35 protein-coding genes and 1 tRNA gene are annotated in these 25817 nt (G+C 49.7%); 22 read left to right on the forward strand and 14 right to left on the reverse strand.

From position 1 onward, the window contains the following. Positions 1 to 100: 100 nt before the first annotated feature. The 12 genes from HMPREF9720_RS04325 to HMPREF9720_RS14785 form a co-directional block, all read right to left on the reverse strand. Complete coding sequence (locus HMPREF9720_RS04325; RefSeq protein ID WP_009597054.1) at positions 101 to 859, reverse strand: hypothetical protein; 759 nt, start codon at positions 857 to 859, stop codon at positions 101 to 103. A 24-nt stretch (positions 860 to 883) separates the two neighbouring features. Next, entirely contained in the window at positions 884 to 1954 is a 1071-nt protein-coding gene (locus tag HMPREF9720_RS04330) for a relaxase/mobilization nuclease domain-containing protein (protein ID WP_009597064.1), read from the reverse strand. After that, entirely contained in the window at positions 1944 to 2312 is a 369-nt protein-coding gene (locus tag HMPREF9720_RS04335) for a MobC family plasmid mobilization relaxosome protein (RefSeq protein WP_009597001.1), read from the reverse strand. The genes HMPREF9720_RS04330 and HMPREF9720_RS04335 overlap by 11 nt, the downstream gene beginning before the upstream one ends. A 268-nt stretch (positions 2313 to 2580) precedes the next feature. Then, a complete protein-coding gene (locus tag HMPREF9720_RS04340; protein WP_009597029.1) occupies positions 2581 to 3438 on the reverse strand; it encodes a toprim domain-containing protein in 858 nt (285 codons plus the stop codon). A gap of 183 nt (positions 3439 to 3621) precedes the next feature. Further along, entirely contained in the window at positions 3622 to 4842 is a 1221-nt protein-coding gene (locus HMPREF9720_RS04345) for a primase-helicase family protein (protein WP_009597055.1), read from the reverse strand. Beyond that, positions 4832 to 5137, reverse strand: a complete 306-nt coding sequence (locus HMPREF9720_RS04350; RefSeq protein ID WP_014775640.1) for a helix-turn-helix domain-containing protein — start codon at positions 5135 to 5137, stop codon at positions 4832 to 4834. The genes HMPREF9720_RS04345 and HMPREF9720_RS04350 overlap by 11 nt, the downstream gene beginning before the upstream one ends. 214 nt (positions 5138 to 5351) lie before the next feature. Further along, complete coding sequence (locus HMPREF9720_RS04355; RefSeq protein ID WP_009596998.1) at positions 5352 to 6095, reverse strand: hypothetical protein; 744 nt, start codon at positions 6093 to 6095, stop codon at positions 5352 to 5354. Beyond that, positions 6092 to 6997, reverse strand: a complete 906-nt coding sequence (locus HMPREF9720_RS04360; RefSeq protein WP_229104391.1) for a nucleotidyl transferase AbiEii/AbiGii toxin family protein — start codon at positions 6995 to 6997, stop codon at positions 6092 to 6094. The genes HMPREF9720_RS04355 and HMPREF9720_RS04360 overlap by 4 nt, the downstream gene beginning before the upstream one ends. Before the next feature lie 103 nt (positions 6998 to 7100). Then, complete coding sequence (locus tag HMPREF9720_RS04365; protein ID WP_009597008.1) at positions 7101 to 7709, reverse strand: DUF6088 family protein; 609 nt, start codon at positions 7707 to 7709, stop codon at positions 7101 to 7103. A 57-nt stretch (positions 7710 to 7766) separates the two neighbouring features. Then, positions 7767 to 9170 carry a site-specific integrase gene (locus HMPREF9720_RS04370; RefSeq protein WP_039939816.1) on the reverse strand — a complete coding sequence of 468 codons (1404 nt, stop codon included), beginning with the start codon at positions 9168 to 9170 and terminating at the stop codon, positions 7767 to 7769. A gap of 281 nt (positions 9171 to 9451) precedes the next feature. Continuing rightward, entirely contained in the window at positions 9452 to 10771 is a 1320-nt protein-coding gene (locus HMPREF9720_RS04375; protein ID WP_009597053.1) for a site-specific integrase, read from the reverse strand. Between the two features lie 70 nt (positions 10772 to 10841). Further along, positions 10842 to 11282 carry a hypothetical protein gene (locus HMPREF9720_RS14785; protein ID WP_050805077.1) on the reverse strand — a complete coding sequence of 147 codons (441 nt, stop codon included), beginning with the start codon at positions 11280 to 11282 and terminating at the stop codon, positions 10842 to 10844. Positions 11283 to 11398: 116 nt separating this feature from the next. Between HMPREF9720_RS14785 and HMPREF9720_RS15360 the strand changes: the two genes are divergently transcribed. The 9 genes from HMPREF9720_RS15360 to HMPREF9720_RS15990 all read left to right on the forward strand — a co-directional run bounded on the left by HMPREF9720_RS15360 (position 11399) and on the right by HMPREF9720_RS15990 (position 15882). Continuing rightward, positions 11399 to 11638, forward strand: coding sequence for a hypothetical protein (locus HMPREF9720_RS15360; protein ID WP_139022451.1), 240 nt, complete (start codon positions 11399 to 11401; stop codon positions 11636 to 11638). A 13-nt stretch (positions 11639 to 11651) separates the two neighbouring features. Continuing rightward, positions 11652 to 11984 carry a hypothetical protein gene (locus HMPREF9720_RS04385; protein WP_039939818.1) on the forward strand — a complete coding sequence of 111 codons (333 nt, stop codon included), beginning with the start codon at positions 11652 to 11654 and terminating at the stop codon, positions 11982 to 11984. A gap of 99 nt (positions 11985 to 12083) precedes the next feature. Beyond that, positions 12084 to 13352, forward strand: coding sequence for a replication initiation protein (locus HMPREF9720_RS04395; RefSeq protein ID WP_009597039.1), 1269 nt, complete (start codon positions 12084 to 12086; stop codon positions 13350 to 13352). A 21-nt stretch (positions 13353 to 13373) separates the two neighbouring features. After that, entirely contained in the window at positions 13374 to 14129 is a 756-nt protein-coding gene (locus tag HMPREF9720_RS04400; RefSeq protein ID WP_009597011.1) for a ParA family protein, read from the forward strand. 9 nt (positions 14130 to 14138) lie between these two features. Next, positions 14139 to 14387, forward strand: coding sequence for a hypothetical protein (locus tag HMPREF9720_RS04405; RefSeq protein WP_009597056.1), 249 nt, complete (start codon positions 14139 to 14141; stop codon positions 14385 to 14387). Between the two features lie 121 nt (positions 14388 to 14508). Next, positions 14509 to 14688 carry a hypothetical protein gene (locus HMPREF9720_RS04410; RefSeq protein WP_039939825.1) on the forward strand — a complete coding sequence of 60 codons (180 nt, stop codon included), beginning with the start codon at positions 14509 to 14511 and terminating at the stop codon, positions 14686 to 14688. A gap of 11 nt (positions 14689 to 14699) precedes the next feature. Continuing rightward, positions 14700 to 15035, forward strand: a complete 336-nt coding sequence (locus tag HMPREF9720_RS04415) for a hypothetical protein (RefSeq protein WP_039939826.1) — start codon at positions 14700 to 14702, stop codon at positions 15033 to 15035. Beyond that, a complete protein-coding gene (locus tag HMPREF9720_RS04420; RefSeq protein WP_039939828.1) occupies positions 15032 to 15307 on the forward strand; it encodes a hypothetical protein in 276 nt (91 codons plus the stop codon). The genes HMPREF9720_RS04415 and HMPREF9720_RS04420 overlap by 4 nt, the downstream gene beginning before the upstream one ends. After that, positions 15304 to 15882 carry a M23 family metallopeptidase gene (locus HMPREF9720_RS15990; RefSeq protein WP_083817603.1) on the forward strand — a complete coding sequence of 193 codons (579 nt, stop codon included), beginning with the start codon at positions 15304 to 15306 and terminating at the stop codon, positions 15880 to 15882. The genes HMPREF9720_RS04420 and HMPREF9720_RS15990 overlap by 4 nt, the downstream gene beginning before the upstream one ends. 17 nt (positions 15883 to 15899) lie before the next feature. On the opposite strand, the gene HMPREF9720_RS04425 is transcribed toward HMPREF9720_RS15990, so the two are convergent. Then, positions 15900 to 16178, reverse strand: a complete 279-nt coding sequence (locus tag HMPREF9720_RS04425; RefSeq protein WP_050805080.1) for a hypothetical protein — start codon at positions 16176 to 16178, stop codon at positions 15900 to 15902. 300 nt (positions 16179 to 16478) lie between these two features. Between HMPREF9720_RS04425 and HMPREF9720_RS04430 the strand changes: the two genes are divergently transcribed. From HMPREF9720_RS04430 to HMPREF9720_RS04465, 10 genes are all read left to right on the forward strand, one after another. Next, entirely contained in the window at positions 16479 to 17021 is a 543-nt protein-coding gene (locus HMPREF9720_RS04430) for a DUF3575 domain-containing protein (protein ID WP_039939880.1), read from the forward strand. Positions 17022 to 17033: 12 nt separating this feature from the next. Continuing rightward, positions 17034 to 17333 (forward strand): zinc finger domain-containing protein, encoded by a 300-nt coding sequence (locus tag HMPREF9720_RS14975; protein ID WP_083817604.1) that lies wholly within the window; start codon positions 17034 to 17036, stop codon positions 17331 to 17333. Continuing rightward, entirely contained in the window at positions 17330 to 17680 is a 351-nt protein-coding gene (locus HMPREF9720_RS04435; RefSeq protein WP_009597047.1) for a hypothetical protein, read from the forward strand. Before HMPREF9720_RS14975 ends, HMPREF9720_RS04435 begins: the two co-directional genes overlap by 4 nt. A gap of 8 nt (positions 17681 to 17688) precedes the next feature. Further along, entirely contained in the window at positions 17689 to 19473 is a 1785-nt protein-coding gene (locus tag HMPREF9720_RS04440) for a tetratricopeptide repeat protein (protein ID WP_039939832.1), read from the forward strand. 1 nt (position 19474) lies between these two features. Then, positions 19475 to 20047, forward strand: a complete 573-nt coding sequence (locus HMPREF9720_RS04445) for an ORF6N domain-containing protein (RefSeq protein ID WP_009597046.1) — start codon at positions 19475 to 19477, stop codon at positions 20045 to 20047. Positions 20048 to 20051: 4 nt separating this feature from the next. After that, a complete protein-coding gene (locus tag HMPREF9720_RS04450) occupies positions 20052 to 20930 on the forward strand; it encodes a FimB/Mfa2 family fimbrial subunit (protein ID WP_009597025.1) in 879 nt (292 codons plus the stop codon). 62 nt (positions 20931 to 20992) lie between these two features. Next, positions 20993 to 22048 (forward strand): DUF4906 domain-containing protein, encoded by a 1056-nt coding sequence (locus HMPREF9720_RS04455; RefSeq protein ID WP_050805081.1) that lies wholly within the window; start codon positions 20993 to 20995, stop codon positions 22046 to 22048. A 49-nt stretch (positions 22049 to 22097) separates the two neighbouring features. Next, a tRNA-OTHER gene (locus tag HMPREF9720_RS15595) sits at positions 22098 to 22204 on the forward strand. 21 nt (positions 22205 to 22225) lie between these two features. Beyond that, positions 22226 to 23572, forward strand: coding sequence for a hypothetical protein (locus tag HMPREF9720_RS04460; RefSeq protein ID WP_009597030.1), 1347 nt, complete (start codon positions 22226 to 22228; stop codon positions 23570 to 23572). A gap of 115 nt (positions 23573 to 23687) precedes the next feature. After that, a complete protein-coding gene (locus tag HMPREF9720_RS04465) occupies positions 23688 to 24170 on the forward strand; it encodes a class I SAM-dependent methyltransferase (RefSeq protein WP_009597033.1) in 483 nt (160 codons plus the stop codon). A 28-nt stretch (positions 24171 to 24198) separates the two neighbouring features. Here the strand turns inward: HMPREF9720_RS04465 and HMPREF9720_RS04470 are convergent, their stop codons facing one another. Then, positions 24199 to 24555, reverse strand: a complete 357-nt coding sequence (locus HMPREF9720_RS04470) for a hypothetical protein (RefSeq protein WP_139022453.1) — start codon at positions 24553 to 24555, stop codon at positions 24199 to 24201. 50 nt (positions 24556 to 24605) lie between these two features. On the opposite strand from HMPREF9720_RS04470, the gene HMPREF9720_RS04475 reads away from it, so the two are divergent. The 3 genes from HMPREF9720_RS04475 to HMPREF9720_RS04485 are packed head-to-tail and all read left to right on the forward strand — an operon-like array spanning position 24606 to position 25637. Next, positions 24606 to 25007 carry a hypothetical protein gene (locus HMPREF9720_RS04475; protein WP_039939836.1) on the forward strand — a complete coding sequence of 134 codons (402 nt, stop codon included), beginning with the start codon at positions 24606 to 24608 and terminating at the stop codon, positions 25005 to 25007. Continuing rightward, positions 25004 to 25312: a hypothetical protein gene (locus HMPREF9720_RS04480; RefSeq protein WP_039939838.1), complete on the forward strand. Its 309-nt coding sequence runs from the start codon at positions 25004 to 25006 to the stop codon at positions 25310 to 25312. Before HMPREF9720_RS04475 ends, HMPREF9720_RS04480 begins: the two co-directional genes overlap by 4 nt. Further along, complete coding sequence (locus tag HMPREF9720_RS04485; RefSeq protein ID WP_139022454.1) at positions 25296 to 25637, forward strand: hypothetical protein; 342 nt, start codon at positions 25296 to 25298, stop codon at positions 25635 to 25637. Before HMPREF9720_RS04480 ends, HMPREF9720_RS04485 begins: the two co-directional genes overlap by 17 nt. Positions 25638 to 25817 lie beyond the last annotated feature (180 nt).

A 25817-nucleotide genomic window follows, 5' to 3' on the forward strand; every position in this document is an offset into this window, starting at 1 on the left:
TTACGCCCACAAATCCAAGATTAACACAACTGCTTGATTTTCAAAACAACATGGAGGTGGTCAATCAAAATTAACGAATCATTATAGCGGGGAAAATAAATTATTTTCCCCGCAACTGTGCTGCATCATCAAGTAGCTTTTTCGCTTTGCGCTCTTTGCTTGCAGCCCGCTCTAGTTGTTCTGCCCGCCGCCTTACGGCTTCTTTGTACCGTTCAACTTGGTTTCGGACGGTATCGCGTATGGCCGTGTGCTGCTCATCCCTGAATATCGTTTCCAACTCCATAAGCTCCTTTTCTTTGATCTCACCACGCATTTTCACGTAGCGGTATTTCAGGTCGTTCGCAGCTAACAGCCGATTATTCTCTGAGATTCGGTAAATGAATGCGCCTTGCAGGAAAATACATCCCAGCATGACGAACATCGTCAAAAATGTTTTCGAAGAACTGATATCGAGCGTATAAGTATGCCGGTGCTCCCGCACTGGCAGGTTTTCGGGCTTTGCCGCTGCTTCGACAGCTTGCCTCACCTGCTCTATCAATGTATGTGTCTGCCTGATCTCTTTGTCGATCACCTCCAGCCTACCCGCTAACTGCGCCAACAGAGCGTTGTATTTGTCGGTAAATTCCCGCTCCTGCTCGGTTTTTACTCCCGGCAAGGCCGTATGCCGTTGCAGTTGTTCGAGCATCTGTGCGACCTGCCCCTGCGAGAGCTCCGTGGCCTCTATCAGCCGCTCGATCCGTTCCAGCTGTGCATTCTCCAGACCCGCGTTGGCTTTGGTGCTTTTGACAGCCTTGACGAGCGTTTCTTTGAGGTCTTCGTACATTTCGATCGAGAGTCCGATCTTATTTTCGTCGTTCATGATTTTTGAGATTTTCTAATTCGGTTACAGTTTTATTTTGGCTCTTCTTTTCTGTTCTTCCATCCTGCGGCGGTGCTCCATCGCAGCGATGGCCATCGCCTCGGCCGCGGCGTTGAGCAGTGCCGTGATTCGTGCTATATACTTTTCGGGGCTTTCTCCCGGCTTGCGCTGTAACTGCTTGGCGGACACTCCGCCGGGCGAATCGGCCGGCGGCAGTGGAATCCCGCCTGCCTTTCCGAGGTTTACCGATGACGGCTCTTCGCGCGTGCCGCTGCTACCCATACCGCCGAACAACCCTGCAAATGCTGAACGGTAATTGCCTGCCGCCGCCGAGAGGTTCCCGAAGAGCGTTGCCCGGTGTTGGGTTTGTTGTTGAATATTGTTGAACCGGTTGTCGAGTTTCGTAAAGTTGAAAGCCCGGTCGATCTTCGATCCGGAGAACTCGAAGCCGTTTTTCGAGAACAAAACCCCTTGTTTGCGGTCAGTCGAACCGCAATACTTGTAACGGATGCCGATGCCCTGTTTTTCCAGTTGCTTCTCCAGCCCTTTCCATCCGGCGCATCGGGGCAGACACCTTTTGATCGCATCGTGGATTTCGTATCTGGTCTTGTCGGGTTCGCGCAGCCGCTCCCGCCGCACGTCGTCCTTTCCCGGTGCGAGATACAATCCGCACTTCTCGGTCAGCTCCCGGCATACCTTGGCGCTGCGGAGCTTGATGTTCTTGTCCGAAATGGTCTGCCCGTTATTCCCGACCCGGTTGTAGACCAGATGGCAGTGCGGATGGGGCTGGTCGAGATGGCGCACCAATAGGTATTGCGTATCGGTGATGCCCATCTTCTGCATGTACTCCTTTGCGATCTGCGTCATCAGGGCGTCGGTCATCCGCGGAGCGTCCTTGGGTGAGAAAGACAGCGAGATATGCCCGACGGTGTTTTTCAGCCGCGGATTCAATAAGGTCTGGTCTTTGAAGTCCTGCACCATGTCCTTCACTTCCGGAGGCGTAATGCCTTCAGCTTCCAGTATCCGGGATTCCTCTTTCATCACGTAGCCTACCGTCCCCGAAAAGGACGAAGCGGATATGACCTTACCGACCATCGCATATCTGCTTCAGGAGTTTTTCGATGGCCGTGACGATCGCCGCATGCCGTACCCTGACAGCCGCCAGACCTTTGGCATTGGCCAGCCGGGTCAGTTGGTTCAGATTTCGGGCGATGCCCTTGAGTTGGGCCATGAAATCCAGCTGTTCACGGGTGATCCGCGCCCTCACCGTTCCTCGGTCGATCAGCTGGCGCAGGACTTCGGCCGGCGGTTGCCCGGCCTCGCGGCAAAGGGCCGAGAATCGGAGTTTCCGTTCGGGGCTGAGTCGTGTGCTGACGACGTATTTGCAGATGCGGCCGATGCCGACTTTCGGCCGACCGCCCTGTTTGCTGTATGTTTTCTTCGGTGTTTCCATGACAGGTTGTTTCGATAGATTGTTCATGCTATATAGGTTGTTCAGACCAGCGGGATTTTACGCCGGCCAGCGGGGAAGGCGCAGTTTTCGTCTACGAAAACACAACCTTGCCTTCCTTAAACCTTTATCCCTTTCCGACGCGGTGGTTCAATTTCCTCCGGTTCCGCTTTCAGGGCTTGCAGATTATTCCGACAAAGGTGACCCTGCCGGTCGGATGTCGTTTTCGGGAGATTCGGCCGGTCTTTTATATGGGCGATCAGATAGTCATTTACGTCCTTGTAAAACTGCTTTGGTCGATTACCTCGCTGCGGGGACAAAGACGGATCAGATCGGCAGTTGCCTTGCGTCCTGCTTCGTCGTTGTCGAAGAAGGTGCGGATCACCGGATGTCGGGAGATAAACGGAACGGCTTTGGGCAGGTTGACGACCGAGTTCAGAACCGCGGCGTCGATGCGCAGTCGTTCGGGGTATTTCAGTGAGAGATAAGCGAGGAAATCCATAAATCCCTCGAAAGCGATTACCGTATCGGAACGGTTGTCGATGGTGGTGATATGTTTGGGCGAGGAGCCGCCTTTGAACCGTGCGGAGCGCAGCTCCCACCCTCCGGCATCGTTGCGGAAACCGACGGCGAAAAAGGCGCGGCCGTTTATCTCGTAACGGACCTCGCGGCAGAATGCCGCGGCGACCGGCGGGACGATGCCGCGCGAGGCGAGATAACCGACCAATGCCGGATGCCGGAGCGAAGCGTCGGAGAGGATGCGGAGCGCGGGGACGGTGGCCGGCCGCACGACCGACAATGCCCCGCCAACGCCAAGAGGCTCACCAATACCCGGTGAGATAGAAGCAATCCCCGTGTCTCCTTTTTCACCGTTTTGCAGCCGTCGGACCGCTTCGCGGCTGTCGCACCGCTCCAACCGCATCACGAGGGTGAGCAATGTACCGCCTTCGCCCAGTCCGAAGTCGTACCAGAGATTTTGCACGTAGTCCACTTTGAAACTCGGCGTGCGTTCTTCCCGCAAGGGTGAAAGATACATACCGTAGCCGTTGCGTTCGTATTTGGGCTGAATCCCGCGCCAGGCGAGAAAATCACGGATGGAAATCCGGTTGCTGTATGGTATGACAGTCATTTTTTCCGTAAATTTGTTGAGAAAAAGTGTAAAATCCAGTGAAAGAAAAGGTTGGCGTCTTACATATCTCTTACACGGCATCCGGCGCTGTAAGTCCGAAAGAACCCGTAAGACTTTGTAAGAGGATTTGTAAGAGATGTAAGATTATGAAAATAAGAAAGCTACTTCCTTTTTTCAACATTCTTACATCGCAGCATCGTCCAGCAATCCGCCGAGTTGTTCCCGCGTGACGGTATAGACCCGTGCCGTCTTGCTGTCCTGCCGCTGCGTTTCGCCGTTGTAGGTAATCGTATAGCGTTGGTAGTAAGTCGGTGGTGCGGGTCGCAGCTGCCAATTTTCGGCAAGAATCCGCCGCACGGTGGGATGGTCAACACGGATGCCGCGTATCTCCAGCATATTGACCATATCGCTCACGTCGAACCGATACTCCGCAAGGTTCTCGGCATCCATGATATCGCGAATAATCGACAGCATTTCGGTTTCGGTCTTGCTGCGGTTGTAGTGTATGATCCGCCGCAAGGCATCGGTGACCAGCAGCCGGGGCGCGAACCACATACGGCTCTCTTCATGTGACGAGAGCATACGTTGTTGCAGATAGAAGAGCAGCCCCGGTATCTCGGCTCGCATTTTGGCCAGCAGGTGTTGATCGTCATACGGGAGCGGCGGCACGCGCCGCACCCAGTAGCGGGTTTCCGCAGCCTCGATCAGGACGGGATTGCGCTCGTTGTTGGAGCAGAGGACGAACTTGCCGAAAAACTCCACCTCCCGGCGGTCGCGGCCTTTCGCCTCAGCCTTGTAGCTGCGTGCAGTCGATAGGTTCTTGATCCTCTCGGAATCTTCGCGGCGGTTGAGCAGCACCTCGTCCACGCAGATCAGCAGTTTGCCCATCCAGTCGTCATTGAATTGCGAACGGAAATCTTCGTTGGTATTGAAGGTAACGTTTCCGCCGAAGATCGACTTTAAGAGATTGAGAAAGGTCGTCTTTCCCGTGTTGCGTTCATCCGACACCAGCAACAATACCGGCAGCCGTTGCAAGGGGCGCAGGTAGAGCAGTTGCAGATAATCGTACCCCAGTTCGACCTGCTCGCCGAAGATATGAGCGAAAAAGTCGTGGATGTGCGGAAAGATGCCATCGGCGGGCTGAAAGGGAATCGGCTCGTAACGGTTCAGGAAACCGTCGATCTCCCGGCGGTAGTTCGTGTGGTCGGGAACCGTGCAAAAGCCGTCGTATTTCGGAATGCAGGCCAGATAGCTTTTCCCGTAGTCCTGACGCAAGGTCTCGACATTCCACGGGATGAGCGTCTCGACGCTCCGGCCGCTGCTCAACGGCTGCCGGACCCGCTTGTAGATGGTCGTTCCCACGCGCAGGTAGGGGCTTTCTCTTTTCACTGTTTTAGCGGGCATAGCTGTCTCCGTTTAGAATCCGTTGCACATCCGCCACGCGATAACGGCGCTGCCCGCCGTACTCCACGGGAACAAGATAACCGCTCTTGGCCCATCGCCACAACGTAGAGGAATCGACACCCAACAACGCGATGGTCTGTTTTCGCGTGTACAATTCGCCCGCGTGTTGCGGAACCGGCATTACGGACGGCGGCGACGCGACTGCCGTCAACTCCTTGTGCCATTGCCGGAGATCTTCCAGACGGACGGTCACATTCACTTCACCGCCCAGCTCACTCAATTGTTTTAAGTCCATAATACGATAATTTAACCGAACCCGAACAGCAGGTCCGGCGACGAAAATAACAGGTGCTTTTCCTGCACCTGTTTTTGCAATCGAATCACCGCATTTGCACCGGCAAACAATTTCAGATATTGCTACTTACCAGCATTTTGCAATTACATGACAACAGAAAGAAAATTCCCTGCACCGACCGGGTGCAGGGAATATCTCATCCTTATACAGCTCTTTATTTTTGGATATATTCTTTCAGATTATCGATCAATCGGATGCGATAACCTCCGTCCGTCGCCCGAAGCTTGGCCCGCAACGTCTTCGTATTGTATTTGGCCAAAGACTCGAAGCTCGCTTTCAGCCATTCCGCCAATTCGGTCTGGTCATAAAAACGATTGGTCGCGCCCTTAAAAGCATTCCAGACGATCCAACCGTAGTGACACAAATCCCCATAGCTCACCCGATCATGCCGAAGCCGAACCTGCGGCACATCATTCGGAACAGGCGCCATACATGCCAAATAAAGCAAACGTCGTCGCAAAATTTGCCGATTCGTCCCGTCAACGGCATCGCCCAAATCCTTATCGGTATATTCGTAGACGGTGGCGAGTGCATTTTCGAGAATCCGATCGTCCGGAACCGGATCGGCAGAAACAACGGCGGATTCCGGCACGATCGCGTCCGGGCTTCTTTCACACCGCTGTTCGGAACCGACTCCTTCTGTCGTTGTTTTCTCTTCGCCTCTCGGCTGACTACACCCAAAACGACGAAAAAAACGCTCCGAAAGATCCGCCGAACTGCCCACGCTGAAAAAGTAAAATCCGGTCACGCCAAGTCCTGCGGGGACAAGCAAAACAAGCGCCAGCCAAAGCGGAAATCCCCGCGAAACCATGGCGCTGAACAAAACGATCAAAGCAAAAATCACGGCGCTTGCCACGATCAGACGAAGACCTTTCTGGAAATAATACTCGGGATTCATAATTCCGATTCGCTGAAAAAATCATCCTCCATTACAACTTTCCGAAACCGATCCCGCAACTCCGCCATCCGCGCGATCAGTCGATCGTATGGCAGCGAATCTCCATAGATGAAATACTCCTGCATCCGCTCATAATCCCTGCGCCATACCTCCGCCAATTTTTCGGGCGGAATAAAATCGATCCGGCTCGGATGGTGCGTCCGATAATCGACTCCGCGAATCGTATTGAATATGCTGCGATGCCTGACAATCTCGACATACATTTTCGGATCGGCCAAGGCTGCCTTTCCGAAATCCGTATCCATCAGCCGCTCCAAATCGTACAGATGGCGTGTCATTCGCTCGACGCGCGGATTCTCTTTCTGAAACTCTTCATGCAGCAAAAACGCTTTCTCCAAAAACGTCCGTGACGGCACGACCGCATAAATCGGGAACACCAATTCTCCGAATACATCGGGATATGCCTCGGCAATCAGCGGACGAATCTCGATCCGCTCACGCGGTTCTTTCATCGACCGGCAGCTGAATTCGATCCGGATTTGCGATTCCACATACTCGATATTCGCATAAATGCTTCGATACGGCAACAGCACCAGCGTCGGATCGGCATCGGAGTCCTGCGCCGGAACGGCACGCAACTCAAAATCGGAAGCCCCATATCCTTCCAGCAATGCCTGCATTTCCGCAACGAGCCGCTGCTCGATATAGGCCCGCGAAAGTTTCCGAATCCGATCGCGCTGCGACTTGTTGTCCCCGGCAATTCTCCAAAAGGACTTGTCGATTGCAATATCGATGTCCTCCGAGAAGCGTTCTATGACATGCCAACCCTTGCTCAACGACGTACCGCCCTTGAAGGTGATGAAGTCCCGGCACGACGATTCGAACAGGGCTTTCAGCGTCATCGTCACCCACCAGTCCTTCTCGACAGCCTGCGGAGGAAGCCCGACACGCTCGCTCGTCTGTGCAACGAACATACTTTTCTGCTCGTCGGAAAACGTCCAAAAATTATTCTTCATAGAACGACATAATGATTTTACGAATCCAGGCCGGCACCAACCGCAGATCGGGCAGAATGCTCGACTTCGGAATCCGGGCGAATATCGTCTTCAGTTGGGCGGTGTGCTCCTCCGTCACCTGCGGCCGACCGATCTCCTTCAGAGCGAACACGGCAAGCATCAGCGTTTTATTCTGATAGGCCAGATTTTTAAGCGCTACACGCTTGAATCGCAATTTGCGACCGTTGAACAAATTAACTGTCCGGGAATTGCCGTCGGTATAAAACACATAGTTCATCGGTACCTGGGCAGACAATCCCAATACATTCAATGCGTGCATACCCGTCGGAACAACTCGGGCTTCGCTCTGCCGAGCTACCTTTTCAGCGATTTCATTGATGGTCGGGTATTGTATGCCCATTCCAAACTTTCTATCGATTTTGGGATAGCAATAGAGGCCCCTTGCAATACGGACCAAACCGCCTTTTCGAGTAAGCCGTTCCAATGCCTTCGCAACCGATACAGCCGATCCGTATACAGCGAAATCGGATGCGGAATACAGCTTACCCCGTCCGCACTTCTTTATCTTATTAAGTATCTTATCCTCTATTGCTTGCATCTATTTACACACATATATCTGTCGTAAATTTATACAAATTTATCGACAAAACAAATTCTACTCCAACACACTCACTGCATCCCGTTTTATATCCATGTCGATATCGCGATAGCGGGCGAACGCCCGGCTGCCGTCCTTATGCCCGGACATCGCTCCCACGATCGCAGGGTCTTTCACGCTTTTATAAACATTCCCGATGAATGTCCGGCGCGCCATGTGCGACGAAGCAAGGTCGCAGATCGGCACCTGAACATTCTGCCGCGTCCGCTGGTCGATCGTCGTCACCATGCGCGTCAGTCCCGCTTTACGGAACGCCGCTTTGATATAGACATTATATTTTTGCTCCGAAATAAATGGAAACAATGTTCCGCGGTTCTCATCGAGGTATTTACGAATCAGTTCTTTCGCAGCACCGATCAGCGGCACCGAGACCGTCACCACTCGGTCGTCTCGCGTCTTGCGGGGAACATATTCGATGCAATCGCCGATGATATTGGCATAGGTCATCTTATAAAGGTCGCTCACCCGGCAGCCGATCATGCATTGGAAAACAAAAATATCTCGTTGCGTTTCCAGTTGCTTGTCATCCCCCATATCCGCTTCGGCCAACTGTTTGCGTTCGTCGGTCGTAATATAGATAGGCGTACCGTAGACAATCTCCGCAATCTTGTACTGCTTGAACGGATCATTGTAGGTATGTCCGTTATCATTTAACCATACATAAAACGACCGTAGACGAATCAACATATCCGAAACGTAATTCATGCCCCGCTCTTTCGGACGGCCGGGAATTACCGTTTCTCCCGCAGCATTGAGGTACGGGCCGCGCTTCACAGGCAGATTCTTCCTCACCTTCGGCCGGGCATACGGCACCTCGTCGTACAACTCCGGATGTTCGTCGAAAATCTCCGGTTCTTTCATCAGAAATGCCCCGAAATCATCAAGTGTCGTCGGAGATACGGTGTGTACGTCCAGCACGAACCGTCGGTTCGACAGTTTACGATACAACTCATACCGCTTCAACGTCCGCACCAAGACATTGAAATGCTTGACACGCGATTCGGACAATTTATGCGTAGCGAGGTATTCATCCGTCAACGGGAAAAAGCCTATTTTCTTTTCCTCAACGGAAGTCGCCGTCTTTGGCCGCAAAGTGCGCCGGATCAACTTTTCGAGCCACTCGCGCGTAACGGTCGATTTATCGTCTGCCGCCTCGACCGAGGTCTCAATTACATCGACCAATTCTTTCAATTTCGCCCGCTTTGCCAACAGCGCATCGCGCTCCTCCCCCGGTATGTTCGGAATATTGATATCGTTTTTCTTTCCCCAACGTTTCCGATCGACCCAAATGCCGGACGGCACACGTACACGCAATTCGCGGGAAACATAGACACGGAAATTAACTTGCGATTCTCCCGCGCTGTTCTCCCCTTGCGCCAAAACATATGTAACTTTTGCCATACATCCTCATTTTATGCTCTACAAAGATATGATTTAGATTCGAATACAGCAATACTTTCATGTCCGCACCGTGTCCGCATTTTTGCAAAACAGCTAAAAACAGACAAAATACATTTCATAGTATATCATTTTAATATACTATATTTCAACATATTATAAATATATTCAAATTTTAGTTATTTGCATATGTTTTCACAAATTAATTCCTGTCCTGGGCACCAAAGGACGCTGATAATCAGCGTCCTTTTTTTTGTGTAGGATAAAATGTAGGATAAATTGAATTACTCTTCCCCTTCAAAATCCTTAAAAAAGGAACTTCCCGCAAGTATAGCAGCATTCTCATCCACCCCCAATCGCAGGTAACGCATTGTCGTAGTAACCTTCTTATGCCCCAAGGCCTTGGAAATCGCAGTAAGCGGAACTTTGGAACGCTGGAGGTGCGTGGCGAAAGATCGGCGAGCAGTATGCGTAGAGATCAAAGTATATTTCTCGACCCTAATCTCTTTTAACTCGCCCCCTCGATGTTCGCAAATTGTCACTTTTTCGTCGATCCCTGCCATTTTCGCCACCACTTTGATATAGACATTCATTTTCTGGTCTGAAATCGTTTTTGACAGGTCAAAATCGCTCTCGAGGATTCTTTGTATCACGGGATGAAGTGGAATCGCAATCGGGGTATCTGTCTTACGGGTACGCATCATAATCATCCCATCAACAATATTTGACTCGCTGAAACGACTAAAGTCAGACACCCTCATGCCCGAAAATGCCCCGATAAGAAACCGGTTCCGTACCAGTTCACATGTAGCTATGCGCTGCCTGACTGCTTTCTCTCCGCACAGATCCGGCCACTCATTCAATACTGTGTTTTTTGTGATTCTCAATCTATACAACTTCATCAGTTCGTCAACCGAAAGATAGACAGGATCACTCTCTTTTGCTACCGTGATAAAATTTTTATGAGCTGTGCCATTCAAATTATGCAGGTGATCCACCTCCCGGGCCTCCCTATAAACCTGTTTGATCACTTTGATAAGACTGCCGAAATAATTATCCGAATATCCCTGCCTATATATCCAGATCCGGAACTGATTATAGAAATTGATATTGATATCTTCAAATTGCAAACGACACCGAATCATCTTTTCATACTGCTTCAGCTTATTCAGGACTGTTCGGTAATGCCGGATCGTTATTATCGACCTCGCATCGGCATAGCGGGCAATATAACGCTCAAAATAATCAGAGTAATAGCCAGAGGGGGACTCCGGAGTATTTATTGACGGAACAGGTCGCTCTAAGGCTTTGTAATACTCTTCATCCACGACCTCGAAAAAGTCTCGCGAAGATGGAATCGTATAACCTTTCTTAAAGTACACTTCAGCTCGTTGGGCAGCTTGGCACCACAGCTCCAACGCATCATTCGTGCAATTCGCCAATCTGTTTTCACGACACACCCGAACCCTCTGTCGCTGGGGGTTCCAGAACTTTACCAAAGTCGACTCTTTTGTCGTGCGTCGATACTGTTTGCCCTTAAATGTTACGGATAAGATAATCGCCGATCTCTCCCGCTGGGGAGTAGCTAAATAGAATTTTATCATTTTGTTCGATATACTATTATGGAGTCCGTGTTTGAAAATTGGATCCCACTACAATATATCAAACACAGAACTACTCTTTAATATGCTCTTTATCAGGATATTCCACGCCAACGCGGGGGGGGGATATTTTTTTCTGGTGTAGTTCCATGAAATGATCGTTTATGAAATTTTGTTGTTGAAGTAATGTTTCAGCCTGAGTTCTAATTATTGTCATAAGCTCAGCTATCATTGAGTCTTTTGCAGTATTCTCCCCACGAATAGACGAAGAATCCAATTCCTGCTCAACAATAACAGCATCGCCAATCCCAGTTAACAGCCAGTGAAGATTAACATCCGGAACAATACACAATATATTTGCTATCGCATTTGAATTCAAAGGTGTATTCTTTGCTTGCCCAGTAAAACTTCCATAAGACATTCCTATCTTCTCACAAAAATTCTTCTTGCCAAATCCTTTTATTTCAGCGAGATACAATATCCTATCCTTAATTGTAGGAAATTTATTTTGCATATTCTTGCTTATCAGTAAATATATTTGCTATATTTGCATTGTGGTACGTGCGTACCGAACTTGCGTACCACAATAAATTGGGTAAAGTTAAGAAATAACATTTGTAAACCAAAGACATGGCTCGAAAAATCACTTTCACTGAAGTGCCGTCTTCTAAAGGGTGGGAACCATTTTTAAAAGGAATGGCGGTAAAAGATCCTGCCATTTTCAAAATTGTAGGGAATGTAGTCACAAATGGCCGACAAGCAATAAAGCGGTATAACAAGAAAATAAAAACAGGGAAGCTCGAGCCACGAAAATTTGAGACCAAAACGTATCCTGACGACAATTTATTTACAATCACGAGAATATCATAAATCGTAATTAGTCATGGAAGACTCTACACATATCGACTCCACCAAGATCAGTCTCTACATTCAACAACTCGAATTCACTGTGAGTAATCTGGAGGCCACGATTACACGGATGAAAAAGGAATGTTTCGACCCTAAAAAATTCTATGGAACCGCGATAACCGTTGACGCTTGTGCCCGAATGCACAGCGTATGCACCGTGACTGTTCGTGAATATGTCCATGCCGGTCTCATTCCCACTCACCCGGACAGCACCTCCCGGAAAATTCTCATATTCACAATAGATGCCTTATTGCTCGACTTCAAACAGCTCAAGCAAAAATATAAAGAATTGAAATTATCAATATAAAGCACAGGAGACTTGAGGGGAGTGGTGATAAGACTGCATCACTGATCCCACGGTAGCAGTTGGCACACCATATCCCCTCTCTCTTGTTTATCCACGATCATGGCAGTACAAACGATATATAGCAACAAAGACTCTCGAGTATACAAAAGCGAGAGCTTGATCGTTCCCCCAACCCTCCCGACTGGCGAAGCACCACTCGAATTAAACCAGCCAAACATGATCTTGGATGCCAAATACAATTACCGGCTGACACAACTATCGGCAATCGTAAAAATCACCAACATTTTACAGCCGATCATCAATCAAAATATAGACGAATACGTCACGCTGTGCCGACGCTTCGGAAACAAAGAGGAACATCCAAAAATTGATTACCTTTTGGGGGAAGAGCGGAACCTCCGATTGCACGCCGAAGATGTTTACTGGAAGATTAACGAGCGGACACTCGAGGTTAGGATACCTTTAGATGCTTTTACGAATATCCGAAGCCATTATAGCCGGATCAGAGCAGCCATCAGCGATCTGATCAGGATACCGGTTAAATTTCCCACATGGTCGGAATTAGCCAAAGAAACACTGACTGACGGATGCCGGCCTTTATGTCAAGGAGTATTTTATAACAATGACAAGTCTCAGAAAAACAAAAGCTATATCCACATTTTCTTCGATGAAGACATAGCCAGATTACTGGTCAATCCCTGTTACGGATACTCACGCCTATTACAAGCTACCGTCGACAACTGCCGTTCGATTTACACCGCGAGGATCTACATGCAGATCTGCCGGCACGCAGATGGGAAGAAATGGGCTATTCCCTACCCTGATCTCCGATTGCTTCTGAATGTCGACTCACCCAAGAAGAAAGGGAGTACAGAATCCAAGCAGCGTATCCGCGCCAACTCAGTCCCGAGGTACCATGAGTTCCGTCGTCGCGTCCTCGATGTCGCACGCGACGAGCTGCTCCTTATGGTGCAAAATAATACGACAAACTATTATTTCACCTATACCGAGGAGTTCCCGAGCAATCGCCATTCCACGCCAAGCCATATTATTTTTAACATATACGAGACACATCCGTCGAAAAAAGATCTCTACGCTTACGAGAACCATCTTTCCCAGATGCGGCATTATGCTGGGCATATTTTAAAAATCGGGCAAGACAGATACAATCGGGTATTCAAAAATATAACCCTAAGAAATTACACATACGTGTTTCAAAGACATCTCGCAGCATGGATTTACATGGAAGATCACGGCGACAAGATCAATAATCGCGACGCATATTACCTCAAATCCATCGAAAACGCGATAAAGGAAGAGAAGATTTCTCACGAACAGGGAGTGATTCAAATGGAACTCAATTTATAATACCAAATACAGTCTGCTACCATGAAAGTTTTAATCTCCATCAACCAAAAGGGCGGTGTCGGGAAAACGACCACCGCAGCAAATGTCGGCTTCCGCCTATCCCAACTCGGAAAGAAAGTCCTCCTGATCGACGGGGACGAACAAGCGAACCTCTCGCTAATCTTCAATGCTACGAAACACAAGGAGACTTTATTCAAACTCTTTATAACAGGCGAGGCCGTAAAACCGTACGAGATCAATCCGAACCTTTACATCATCCCTTCGGATGTCAGGACATCGAATATCAACGTTCAGCTCGCAAACGACGTGAACGCCCCGTTTTTCCTGAAAAAGTACCTGGCAATGCCCGAATACAAAGATTATGATATTGCCATCATCGACTGCGCTCCAGCTCTCGATGCAATCATCATAAATGCAATCACCGCCGGCGATGCCATGCTCATTTCCTTGTCGCCCGGAGAATTCTCCTACGACGGCATGCGACGTATCCTCTCTGCCTCAAACACGATAAAAAAGAATTATGGAGCCAAAATCCAACTCGGAGGCATCATATTAAGCATGATTAACGCCCGGACAAAGGTTTACCAACAAACGGTCGAACTATTACGGGCGGATGATCTTCTCCCTGATGCGTTCAACACGAATATCCGCCTATGCGAAGCCTTCAAACAGGCAGAGGCCGAACATAAAACGATTTTTGAATTCGCACCGAAATCGAAAGGCGCTGACGACATGAGTGCTTTGACAGATGAAATCATTGCTAAACTCCTTCAGTAGACACTCCATATGCCAGCCATAGAAGACCGCCCCTCCTACGACGAGGACATGATGAGCATCGCGTTGGCCGGTATTACGCAGCGCCAGAAAAAGAAGCGTAGCCGGACATATACATTCGTGCAAAAGAGAAGCATCGACTTCACGGAAGAAATATGGTCGATCATCGAGGCGCACCGAAAGTTACCGGGGATACAAGACAATCTCCGGGAAACGATCTACAAGGGGCTGTTGCTCCTCAAGGAAAAAGAAAACTTATAACGACCGGCACCATGATACCCGACGCTGAAATGACGAGCCGCCATAACCGCCGTGCAATACATGAAAGGAGAGTGGGAACTACAAGATATTCTCTCCCCAAACCAATAACAATATGCCGAATATGAAAGTGTATGCCATCACTATCGAGGACGCACATGGCGAATACGGACGCTTATATGCCCTCGCAGACAACGACTCGGACAAACTCCGGCTCGAAGAAATGGCCCAGGCAGAAACTATGGGCGACGACACGGAAGTCTGTGTCCGGGAGATAGAACTCAATATCCCTATTAAAAACTAATTGTCAAGACTATGGAGTGGAATTCAAAAGAGAAAAAAGAGTTGATTAAACTCTATCCAAAGTATACGGCTAAAGAGCTGGAGGTGAAATTCAAACGGAGTTCCAAAGCCATACATCGAATGGCGAACCTATTAGGTATTTACAAAACTGCCAACAAAGTTCCCCCGGGCCTATATGATGTCGGGTTACGTTTTATGATCGTGCATTGCAGAGTTCGGGCAGACAACAAAAAAAATGCAAAATACAGGGCGATAGAGAAAGTCGAACGCAGTATACTGAAGCGTCAATCAATCAAGAATTATGTATTTTTTTCAAAATCGACAGTTGAAAAAATCAAAAAACAATGAGTGAAAATATAGATAAAAAACTCCAGCAGATTATTGATCTGGAAATACGAGAATTATACGATTTAGCCTTTTTCAAGCCCTACCTCGTCAACTACATCGCGGATTTTAAGCCCCAGTTTCACCAGTCTATGTCAGATCGAGAATACCGGGATTACCTCGAGCGCAAAAACGAGGAAGCCATACAGGAGTTTTGCAGGAGCATCAAGGCCGACTGTTCCCGGGACGAGGCGATAACGAATGCCCTGCATGTTCTTCTTGCCGATCTTTTATGAAAAAATGGGCAAGAATATCGCTGTTCCTCCAACTGCTTCCCATAAGTTTATGGGGACAAAATCCATATGCACTCTATACAGCAGGAAATAAGGAAATATTAGATATCATTGCCCAACTCCCGGCAAGAGCGCCGCAGATCCTCGACATCCCATGTATCTCCCCTGTCCAACAACCGAATTTTGACAGGCTGCGAATCTCATCAGGTTACGGTCTGCGCATTCACCCTATCACACAAAAGGTACACCGGCACTCAGGAATAGACATTCCCCCTTCAGGGAATGATACGATCTACGCTACTGCAAACGGGATTCTCGATACAGTCGCCTATAATGATCTTATTGGGTTACACATCAAGATACGACACAAATACGGCTTTAAAACCACATACGGGCACCTGAAACGTACTTTTATCCGGACTCCGCACCAAAAAATACATATCGGAGATCCGATTGGCATAATGGGGACTTCCGGCCGCAGTACGGGAAAGCACTTGCATTATACCGTCCAAAGGAATGGCCAAACACTCTCCCCTCTTCCCTATTGCTATCTTTTTATCAACACAAGAGGGCCTTAAATCAAGCCCTCCTTCTATTATTCCTTATTTTGTCTCTTCCGTAACTTGCCGGCCTGCAACGCTTCGCGTCTGCTGACTTCCATCTTACGCACATGCTCCGGCCGGGGAACAACTTTGAGCTTCCCTTCCTTCTCTGTCTCACGCTTTAAACTCTGGATCGCTGCAATAAATATATCCACATTAGTCATTACTATCCCCTGAGATAAAAGCATTGCATACTTGTAGTCATTAATATACTCCATCGTTTCGATATCAATATCCAGCAGGAGCTTTCTCGTATCCCCGTTTTTCGCCATGTTTTTCTTGTAGAATTCAATTGCACAAATATAATCATTCTTTTTTAGAATCAAACGATTACAAAAATGGAAAGCCCTTCCAAAAGTATCTATAATTTGCTTTGCACCTCACAGAACGGGTACCTTTGCATCGCATAACGTATTACAATCTAATCATGTATAAAAACATTGGTTTGCAAATTACACAACACTCCGGAATGAAAACTACTGGGGCGGACAATTTCTCTTTCCAAGCAGACTGAAGGGATTTAATACATTATGCAAATGCGTCCGCCCCACTTTTTTCACAATATCGTCAATATGAAACACTATCTCCTCATTATCGTATCGCTGTTCACGTTTTCAGTCTCTCACGCCCAGTTCTCGTCCGTCTCGACCAATATCGTCGGATGGGCTGCCGGGAATATAAACGCAGCCGTCGATCTGAACGTGAACTTGCACAATACGATCAACATTCCGGTCTCGGCCAATCCGTTCAAGTTCGGAGACACCCAGTGGAGCCATGTCGTCCTGCAACCGGGATGGCGGCACTGGTTCGTCGAACGATACATCGGACAGTTCGTCTCCCCCTCGCTGTTTTATGCCAACTACACCATAGGTTACGACAAACGCACCTTCAAAGGCAATGCCTACGGCATCGGATGCTCTTGGGGTTACTCGAAACTCCTGAGTACCCGCTGGAACTTCATCGTCGAGATCGGGGCCGGTATCGTCTATACCCCCTACACCGAGAAGCTGCGGCCGAAGCACATCGGGGAGTTCGACGACGAGTATACCTATCGTCACCGCCGGTTCCTGCTCGTCCCGATCAAATGCAACCTGTCATTTTCCTACTTGTTCTAATTCACAGATCCCATGACAACGACTTTCGAAAACTCCAAAGGATATAAAGTACTGACATTATCGGCCGCCGAAATCAAAGTATGGGCTCGGGCCAAAGTCTGCGACCGCTGCGGTCGGAAGATCAGTTCAAGCGGGTTCTATGTAGGAGCCGTCAATCTCATGTATTGTCCCGACTGCTATGAAGAGTGGCATGAAACGGCTCCAGAGAAACAGGAACTTCAGGATCTCAGGGAGAGTAGGCATCTGGGCAAAGCCATCGTGCATATTGCCGAAGCACTATCGGACAAAAAATCAAAATGCAATTTATTATGAACCGTATCTATTTGCGCATATTCGGCCTGACAATTCTGTTGATCCAAATGGCATTGATCGGATATACAGCATTCACTGTAAAGGAATTACCACATCGTTATCAGCAAGAATTTGACAATGCAACGAAACGCCTGGCCATCGAGGAGTGGAGCAATCATAACGCCAAGAAACAAGATCAGCTATCTTCAGAAGATGCTATTCTGGCGAAAGCAAAAGATATTTCAATAGAATCAATAATAACAGCATACGATGCTGAAATCAGCAAATTGTTATCGAAGCAAATCGGTTTATTATTCCTTCTGATACTAACATCTATCGCCTCTTTTGTTCTACCACTTGAAGATTAATTTCAGAAATGAAACCGTATAGAACACTCGTTTACATAGTTCTGACCGTCCTGATGCTCTCTTGCGCCATGACGCACTCCTTGCAGCGCAGCACCCCGACGGCCGACATCCATCTGCCCAGCAATGGCCCCGTGGAGACACCCGAAGTAGAAGACGTCGAACGGGCTGTCACGCAAATGCGAAAAATCTCGATGAACGGCGGCCGTGACAGCGCCTATCTGGCCGAGGTCGAACGCGACTCCACGGGAGAAGTCACCATCAAAGGCGAGAACATTCAGACGGTCTACATCGTTGCCAAGTCGAAAACCGTAGCTGAACGCAACGGGGAGATTGCGATCGACTTCATCGTAGGCATACCCGCTGCTCTCCAGAGCAGCACGTGGGGGTTGTCGCTCACCCCGGTCATAGAGAACAACGGGACTGAAGAGGCGCTGCAACCGCTCTCTATCCGGGGTGAGCTTTTTTCCGACATCCAGAAGCGCCAGTACTGGCAGATGAACAAGTACCTGAACCGCATGCTCGGCGACTCGACGGAGCTTACGTCCACCACCGGCCTGGCCGCGAAGTACTACGAAGCCTACAACCGCTACATCGCCGGCGGCCAGAAGCGCCGGGCCGACAAACTGGAGTCCACCTACAAACAAACGATCTCGTTCCCCTATTTATCCGATCCGCGGCTCGACTCCGTGCTGATCCGCAAAGGGGAGATCCGGTATTACTACACCCAGACCTACCGGCCGACGAAGGATACCAAGCGCCTGCACCTCTTTTTCCGCGGCCGCGTCGACGCCATCGACCGCAGCCGCTACGACCTCTCGAACAGCGACACGCTTACCTACACCGTGACATCCATGCTCTCGCTCCTGGACAACGAGCCGCGGTACATGCTCAAGATCATCGACAAGTACGTCGAGGTACGCGACCGCAACTACATCACCTTCCCGGTCGGCCGTGCCAATGTAATCGACACGATGGGCCAGAACCATGTGCAGCTTGACAAAATCGAGCGCCTGATGGACACGCTTATCAACCAATACGAGTTTTTCGTCGATTCTATCACCATTACCGCTTCATCCTCTCCCGACGGCTCGATGGCGACCAACAACCGTATTGCCGGCGAACGTGCCCGCGCAATAAAGGAGCGCCTGGTGCGCAAGTTCGGCCACGAGGTCGATACGCTCATTCGCACCCGCTCGATCGGTGAGGACTGGACGCTGCTCAAGCGCCTGATCCGACACAACAGCGACGTACCCAACTGGGAGAAGATTACGGACATGATCGATCAAAGCAGTAACCTCGACGTAACGGAGCCGCAAATCCGCCAGCAGTTTCCCAAGGACTATGCCTACATGAAGGAGATCCTCTATCCCCAGTTGCGGGCCGTAGACTTCCGCTATAACCTCCGCCGCGTCGATATGGTCAAGGATACCGTCGTGCTGACCGTACTCGATACGACCTACATGCGCGGCGTACAGCAGCTCCGCGACCGGGATTATGTCGGGGCGCTGCGCACCCTGAACGACTACAAGTGCCAGAACCTTGCGATCGTGCTGCTCTCGCTGAGTTACGACGAGGCGGCTTTCGAGATTCTGGAGCAGCTGCCGCCGGCCGAGAAGAACCCAAGAACCGATTACCTATCTGCAATAGCACTCTCGCGCATGAACCGGCCGCGCGAAGGACTGGAGTATTACCTCAAGGCGATTCAGGCAGATCCGGTGCTGAAGTTCCGCGGTAACCTCGATCCAGAGATCCAAATTTTATACAAACAGAATAACGTAAAAGCATCCTGGTAAGATGGAACTACAAACCATACAAAATAAGATCTACGAGATCCGTGGACAGCAGGTGATGCTCGACTTCGACCTGGCTGCACTCTATCAGGTAGAGACGAAAGTTTTAAAACAGGCTGTCCGCCGAAATATCGAGCGGTTTCCGGAAGATTTTATGTTCGAGATTTCGAACGAAGAGTATAACTCTTTGAAAGACAGTTTGAGATCACAAATTGTGACCTCAAACAAGGGCGGCATTCGGTATATGCCGTTCGCTTTTACCGAAATGGGCGTTGCCATGTTATCGAGTGTGTTGCGCAGCGGGTCTGCGATACAAGTCAATATCGCCATCATGCGGGCATTCGTCGCCATGCGCAACTATCTCACGCAGGCATCGCAGCATTCGGCCGAGCTTGCGGAAATGCGCAGCCGTCTTCAGCTTATCGAACATGAAGTTCGGGAGAACCTGAAAGCCATGAACGACATGAGCGAAGACATCGGCAAGGACATCGACGCAATTTACGAGGCCATAGGGGCACTGTCCGTCAAGCTACCGCAAATTCGGCAGGAACCACAAAAAATCGGATTCAAGAAATAGCAGCATGAAACCTATCCAAATACTGTTCACAGGACTTTTGCTCGCGAGCCTTCTCCCCGGCTGCGAGATCCACGACGACATCGACGTCGATGTGAAGCGCAAGGCCATCGTATACCTGCGCTACAACTACAACGACGGGGAGCACGACACCATGGACGAGGTGCAGACCCTGCGCCTGTTCTTCTTCGACCTGAAGACCGGCAGGCAGTACCGCGACACGACGCTTACGCGCGACGAGTTCCTGACCGATACCGGAGCCATGCAGACCTACATTTCAAATGGAGAATATGGGATTGTGACGCTTGCGAACGTAGGGCATGGCTCCACGGTGTCGGCAGACAACCTCGGCGATGCCGCCATCACCTTCCCGGATACGGGTGCCGACCCGCTTTTCTTCAACCGCATCCAGACGCCGATCCAAAAGGGCGACTCGCTGCGCTTCGACATCGACCTGTTCAAGTCCGTATACAAGGTCAACGTCCGTGTCGAAGGGATGCAGAACATCAACAACCCCGAAGATTTCTATTTCGGGCTGAACAACTACGCCGCTCTGAGTTTTGACAACAAGCCCTGCGGCGGCTTCAGAATGTATCGTCCCCAACTGGCCCGCGACCCGGCGGCCGGCACCATGTCGGGATCGTTTTACACGCCCTACTTTCCTTCGGACTCGCCAATCTCAATCGGCATCTACACCGACGATCCCACCTCGATTTACGGGCATGAACTCTTTGTGGCCACGATACAACGCTACATGGAAATCGCCCCTAATCCGGGACACGACGTCGAGATAGACATCCGCATTCTCCTGAACAGAGCCAATGTGACGGTGATTATCTCCGACTGGGAAGGAACAGTCATTCAAGAAGAACATTTCGGAGCATAGGCTCGAAAATAACTTATTTTCTCACTTAATTTTTTAATCATCCCTCTATGAAAAAATTTTTTATGAAACTGACCGCAATCGCGGTAATGCCGATGCTGCTTGCAGCCTGCACGAAAGACGAAGTTAATCCTACACCGACCAACGGTGGAAAGGAAGGCGAAATCGAACTTATCCTGAAAAATGAAAGTGTAGCTGACGGAACCCGCGCCTTTGGCTCCGGCACTACCGAAAGTTGGGAGAAGTCGATCTCCTCGGCCGTGCTGATCGTCTACAACACCTCGGGCACGCAAATCCTGCGCCGTGTCCTGACCGCCGCCGAAGTGAACGGCTCGACCACGACGCCGATCAAGTTCGTACTTCCGGGCGTGAGCGCCGATGCCTCGTGTGATTTCTATGTCGTCATCAACCGTAACATAGCGGATAATATCACCACCAAAACCGGGCTGCTCGCAGAATTGGAAAGCGACATCGCCTCCTACAACAGCACCTACGCCAACGTCACGACAAAGGCCATGCGCACCGGAGGATTCGTTATGACAGGCTCCGCGAGCGTCAAGATCGCAGCAGGGACGACGGCCGTAACCATGACCGTGAAGCGCGTCGTGGCGAAGGTCGAGATTCAGACCTCCATGACCGACTCGTTCCGTACCAAGTACGGCAACGGCTGCGTCGAGGTCAAGAAGGTAACCTTGAGCCGCGGTGCCGAGAAGTCCTTCCTGATTGACCAGACCACGAGCAAGTACGCCACCGTAAGTTCTTCTTTCACCTCGGCGCAGGACGCCTACTGCGACAAAACCGGAGCGTCGAAAACGAACGCATACAAGTACAACAACCTTTTCTACATCAACGAGAAGGCCGCAGCCGCTACGGGATCGCGAATAAAAGTAGTCCTCAATGCCGTTTATGATGCTGACGGCAACCTCTCGACTACGACCGACCAGCTGGCCGTCACCTACGAAACGGAACTCACGGGAGCAACCGGCGGCAAGATCGCACGAAACGGCTCCTACAAAGTCAATGCGAAGCTCGACGGACTCACAGGACAGGACGTGACTTTGGCCGTGACCGTCGCAAACTGGGATGCCTTGTCCACGCAAGACGTGAACTTGGGGCAGTAAACCCTACCTTTTCCCCAATCATCCCCGGCTGCGGCCGGGGGTGATTCAAGTCGCCGTAGCTCAATCGGAAGAGCGCATGTCCGGTTTCTTTCATACGAATAGATTAGTAAATTGGATCCGGGCATGAGGTTGCGGGTTCGAGTCCCGCCGGCGACACAACTCCAAATATTTTGCGTCATGAAAACTTACAAGACAATTCTCATGCTGCTGCTGGCCGCAACGACGGCGTGCAGCAAAGACTCCGCAGAGCCGGATACTCCCGGCCCGAAACCCTCAATCAGCATGACACTCGATTACCAGAGCCGAGAATACGAGTTAGGCGAAGTAATCGAGGCAACACTGACAATCACCGAAAAGAATCCGGCAGCAGACTATTTCCTGTTGAACACCTCCTGCAACGGAGGTAAGGCCGTGGCAACAGTAGACGGCCATGAACTGCAATGGCAAGCCGAACAGCAGATTCCCTACGAGATCGTCAACGAGGAGTTCTCCTCGAAGGTGCTCCACCTGAAAATTACGCCCCAAGCCGGGGCGACGGCCAAACAGCCGTTCAACTTCGGTATCTATGCAATCTCGGCCGACGGGACAAAGGTCGAAAAAAGAATTTATGCAGTGAGTGTCAATACTGCGGAAATCATAACGAATGCCGAATGTATCACCCCGACAATCAATTTGGAACAGCAGTTTAAATTTATTTTAACAGCAACCAAAGAGAATTATGCCGGTGACTTTTTCGTACAACTGTCAACTGAAGGCAACGGATTTTTCATACTCGAAGACGGCATTGCCGGAAATCGTTTCTACTGTTCTGCAGACTCCCATAATATGCTCTCATACCAGCCCCATGAAACCGGCTTACACAAAATCCACTGCATAGTAAAGGACGACATCTGCGTTTCCGAGGTGGATATCGAAGTCGAAGTCAATGGGATTAACGGCAGCCTCACGAATCCGGAACCCGGCGTGTATATTTACTGCAATTCACTCTATTACCCAAGTTCGGCATGGAACCAAGAATGGGAAGAGCAAGCTGAAGGTGTCGCAATCATCACGGAGGAATGCAGGTTTCTGATGGCCCCGGATCCCGTTATCGGAGATTGGGGCGGTGGTGAGTTCACGAGTGTTTCTGATCTCACGGTCATGCAGGACTGGAGTGAAGCCAAATTCGATTATAACGGCCGAAAAAACACAGAGGCATTACTCAATGCCAAAGACGTTATGCGGAAAATCGAGTTCACCGAAAAATGTTACAACTACGATAAAGATAATCCGGGCAAGTGGTACCAGCCTGCTGCGGGACAAATGTATTTGATACGTCAAAATCTGGACGAAGTACAACGATGTCTGAGCTTGATAGGTGGCAGAAAACTAAAAGCCAACGAGCATTACATATCCTCCACTGCCGCAGATGGATTGCACCTTTGGGCAATCAGTCTCACACAATTCGAACGAATATATTTTTTCCTCTACGAACCCGACAACCGGACATATCCCGTCCGCGACTTGCAGACGGAAGAGCTGTGATAATTCAAACGACTACCCTATGAAACTTTTCAGAACGACACTCCTATACCTCTGGGCCATGGCCGACAGCATGCGGCTGGAGCGAGAGACAGACGAATAGATCTGAGTGTGAATTATGAAAACGGACAAACTGATCTTGGATGCCTGCTGCGGCCCGCGTATGATGTGGTTCGACAAGCGGAACCCGCAGGCTGTGTTCATGGATATTCGGGACGAAGAGCATATACTCTGCGATGGCCGGAGTTTGGAGGTGCATCCGGATGTAATCGGTGACTTTCGAAGTATACCGTTCGAAGATGCAACATTTCGGCTTGTTGTGTTCGATCCTCCGCACCTTGTCCGTCTTGGCGACAATAGCTACATGGCGCACAAATACGGCAAATTGTTATCCACATGGGAAACCGATCTAAAGCAGGGGTTCGACGAATGTATGCGAGTGTTGAAACCGGAAGGGGTTTTAATCTTCAAGTGGTGCGAAGAGCAAATACCCGCAAGCCGAATCATCGAAATTTTCGGAGTGGAGCCGCTGTTCGGCCACAAGAGCGGCAAGAACTCCAAAACGCAGTGGATGTGTTTTATGAAAATCAACAACCCATGACGCACGCTTTTCTACGAATATGAACAACTTACCGCCGTAATTTAAGTTCCACGCCCCAGCCGTCGGAGAGTATATTTTGAAGCTGATGAACGAACCGCACCTGACATACCCGCTCGCCAAGCCTGCCGATGGATATGTAAAACTTATCCACGGCTCGGTCGACATAAAGGTTATCGACGCCGTATTTGACCCAACGCACCGCATTACGGCGCATCCCGAGCCGCTGGAGCATGTCGGTGGACAGGGGTATCGGGTCGATCCGGTCGGCGGGGATGTACGACACCTTGCCGGTGATCCGGTCGGTATGGGCGTTGATCCCCTTGGGGAATACGCTGGTCACGGCAATTACTTTCCCGGCGCACAGAACGTAATTGCCAATTCGCAAAGAGTCGGTTTTCATAGTCACAAACAAAACGAAATAAAACAGCAAAAATTATGACAGACCAAGTAACGAGCGTCGAGCAGTCGAAGCGGCTGATCGAGCTGGGAGTGCCCGCGGAGAAGGCGAGCATGGTATGGCATACGATGCCAGCAGTAATAGGGCGGAGTAAGTTACGAATAGCAGAAGAGGAGCATGTTGGATGGATGTGCAGAAATTTCCCCGGCCAGTACGCCCCCGCCTTCACGGTCGCCGACCAGCAGGAATTACTACCCGTGTTCATTGACGCAAAAGGTACATTTTACCTCAATATCTCCAAATGTTACGAGGGATGGTATGTAAGCTATGAAACTGAAAGCGGAGCAGAATTGATCTCCCACCGGGGGATAAAATTGGTCGATGTACTTATGGATGCTACCGAATGGCTTTTGTCTAACGGCTATAAACTGAACATATGAAAAGCGAAAAAGCAAGACAAGAACTGGAGGACGGTAGCTGGAAAGTAGAAGTCGATTGTGAGGGCGAAGAATTTGACCTGCCATATCATGCCGTGAGAGTAGATGTAGCCCAGTATGCGGTCGAGCATGCCGAGCAGGAGGCAGAGGAGCGGATGCGGAAGAAGGCAATCAAGGCGTTTTGCTATTTTGTTATGGAATATCATTGCAAAGAAGCTATATGCTCTAAACGAAATAAATGCGATGCAAGCTGTGTAATTGCTCAATATTTCATCCAAAAACTGACCGAGAATGAGAACGACGATTAAGGAAAGGGCAAAAGCATTTTGCGAAAAAAATATCTGTGTAGATTGTGGAGACCGCAAGGATTGCGACCGGGGATGTATGGGATGCTGTATTCCTACCTTCTCTGTCCTTGAATGGCTTATCCAGTTCGGAAAATCCGAGCGCGCGGAGCTGACGCGCTGGCACGACCCAAACATTACCCCGGATGACAATAAACCAGTGATAATATGCACTTCCCCGGGAATATATTACATAGCGGCTTACGACAAGCAATTTAACTACTGGTTCACGGGCAACGGCTCGTTTTACCGACACGAAATCCTCGGCTGGCGGGAGATTCATGAATAAGACGGAGATATGGAAACAGAGAAAACAGCGGCCGAAAGGCGAAAGGAATTGGCGACCCTCTTGTTTTGCCAAAGTTATCTATACTATCACGATATGCTGTCCTCGGCCGAATCTAAGAGGGTATGTAAAAGGATATCGGCCTTTCAGGATAAGCACCGAATCGCTATCACGCGGGAGCAG

This window comes from Alistipes sp. HGB5, from assembly GCF_000183485.2.
GTDB lineage: Bacteria > Bacteroidota > Bacteroidia > Bacteroidales > Rikenellaceae > Alistipes > Alistipes finegoldii.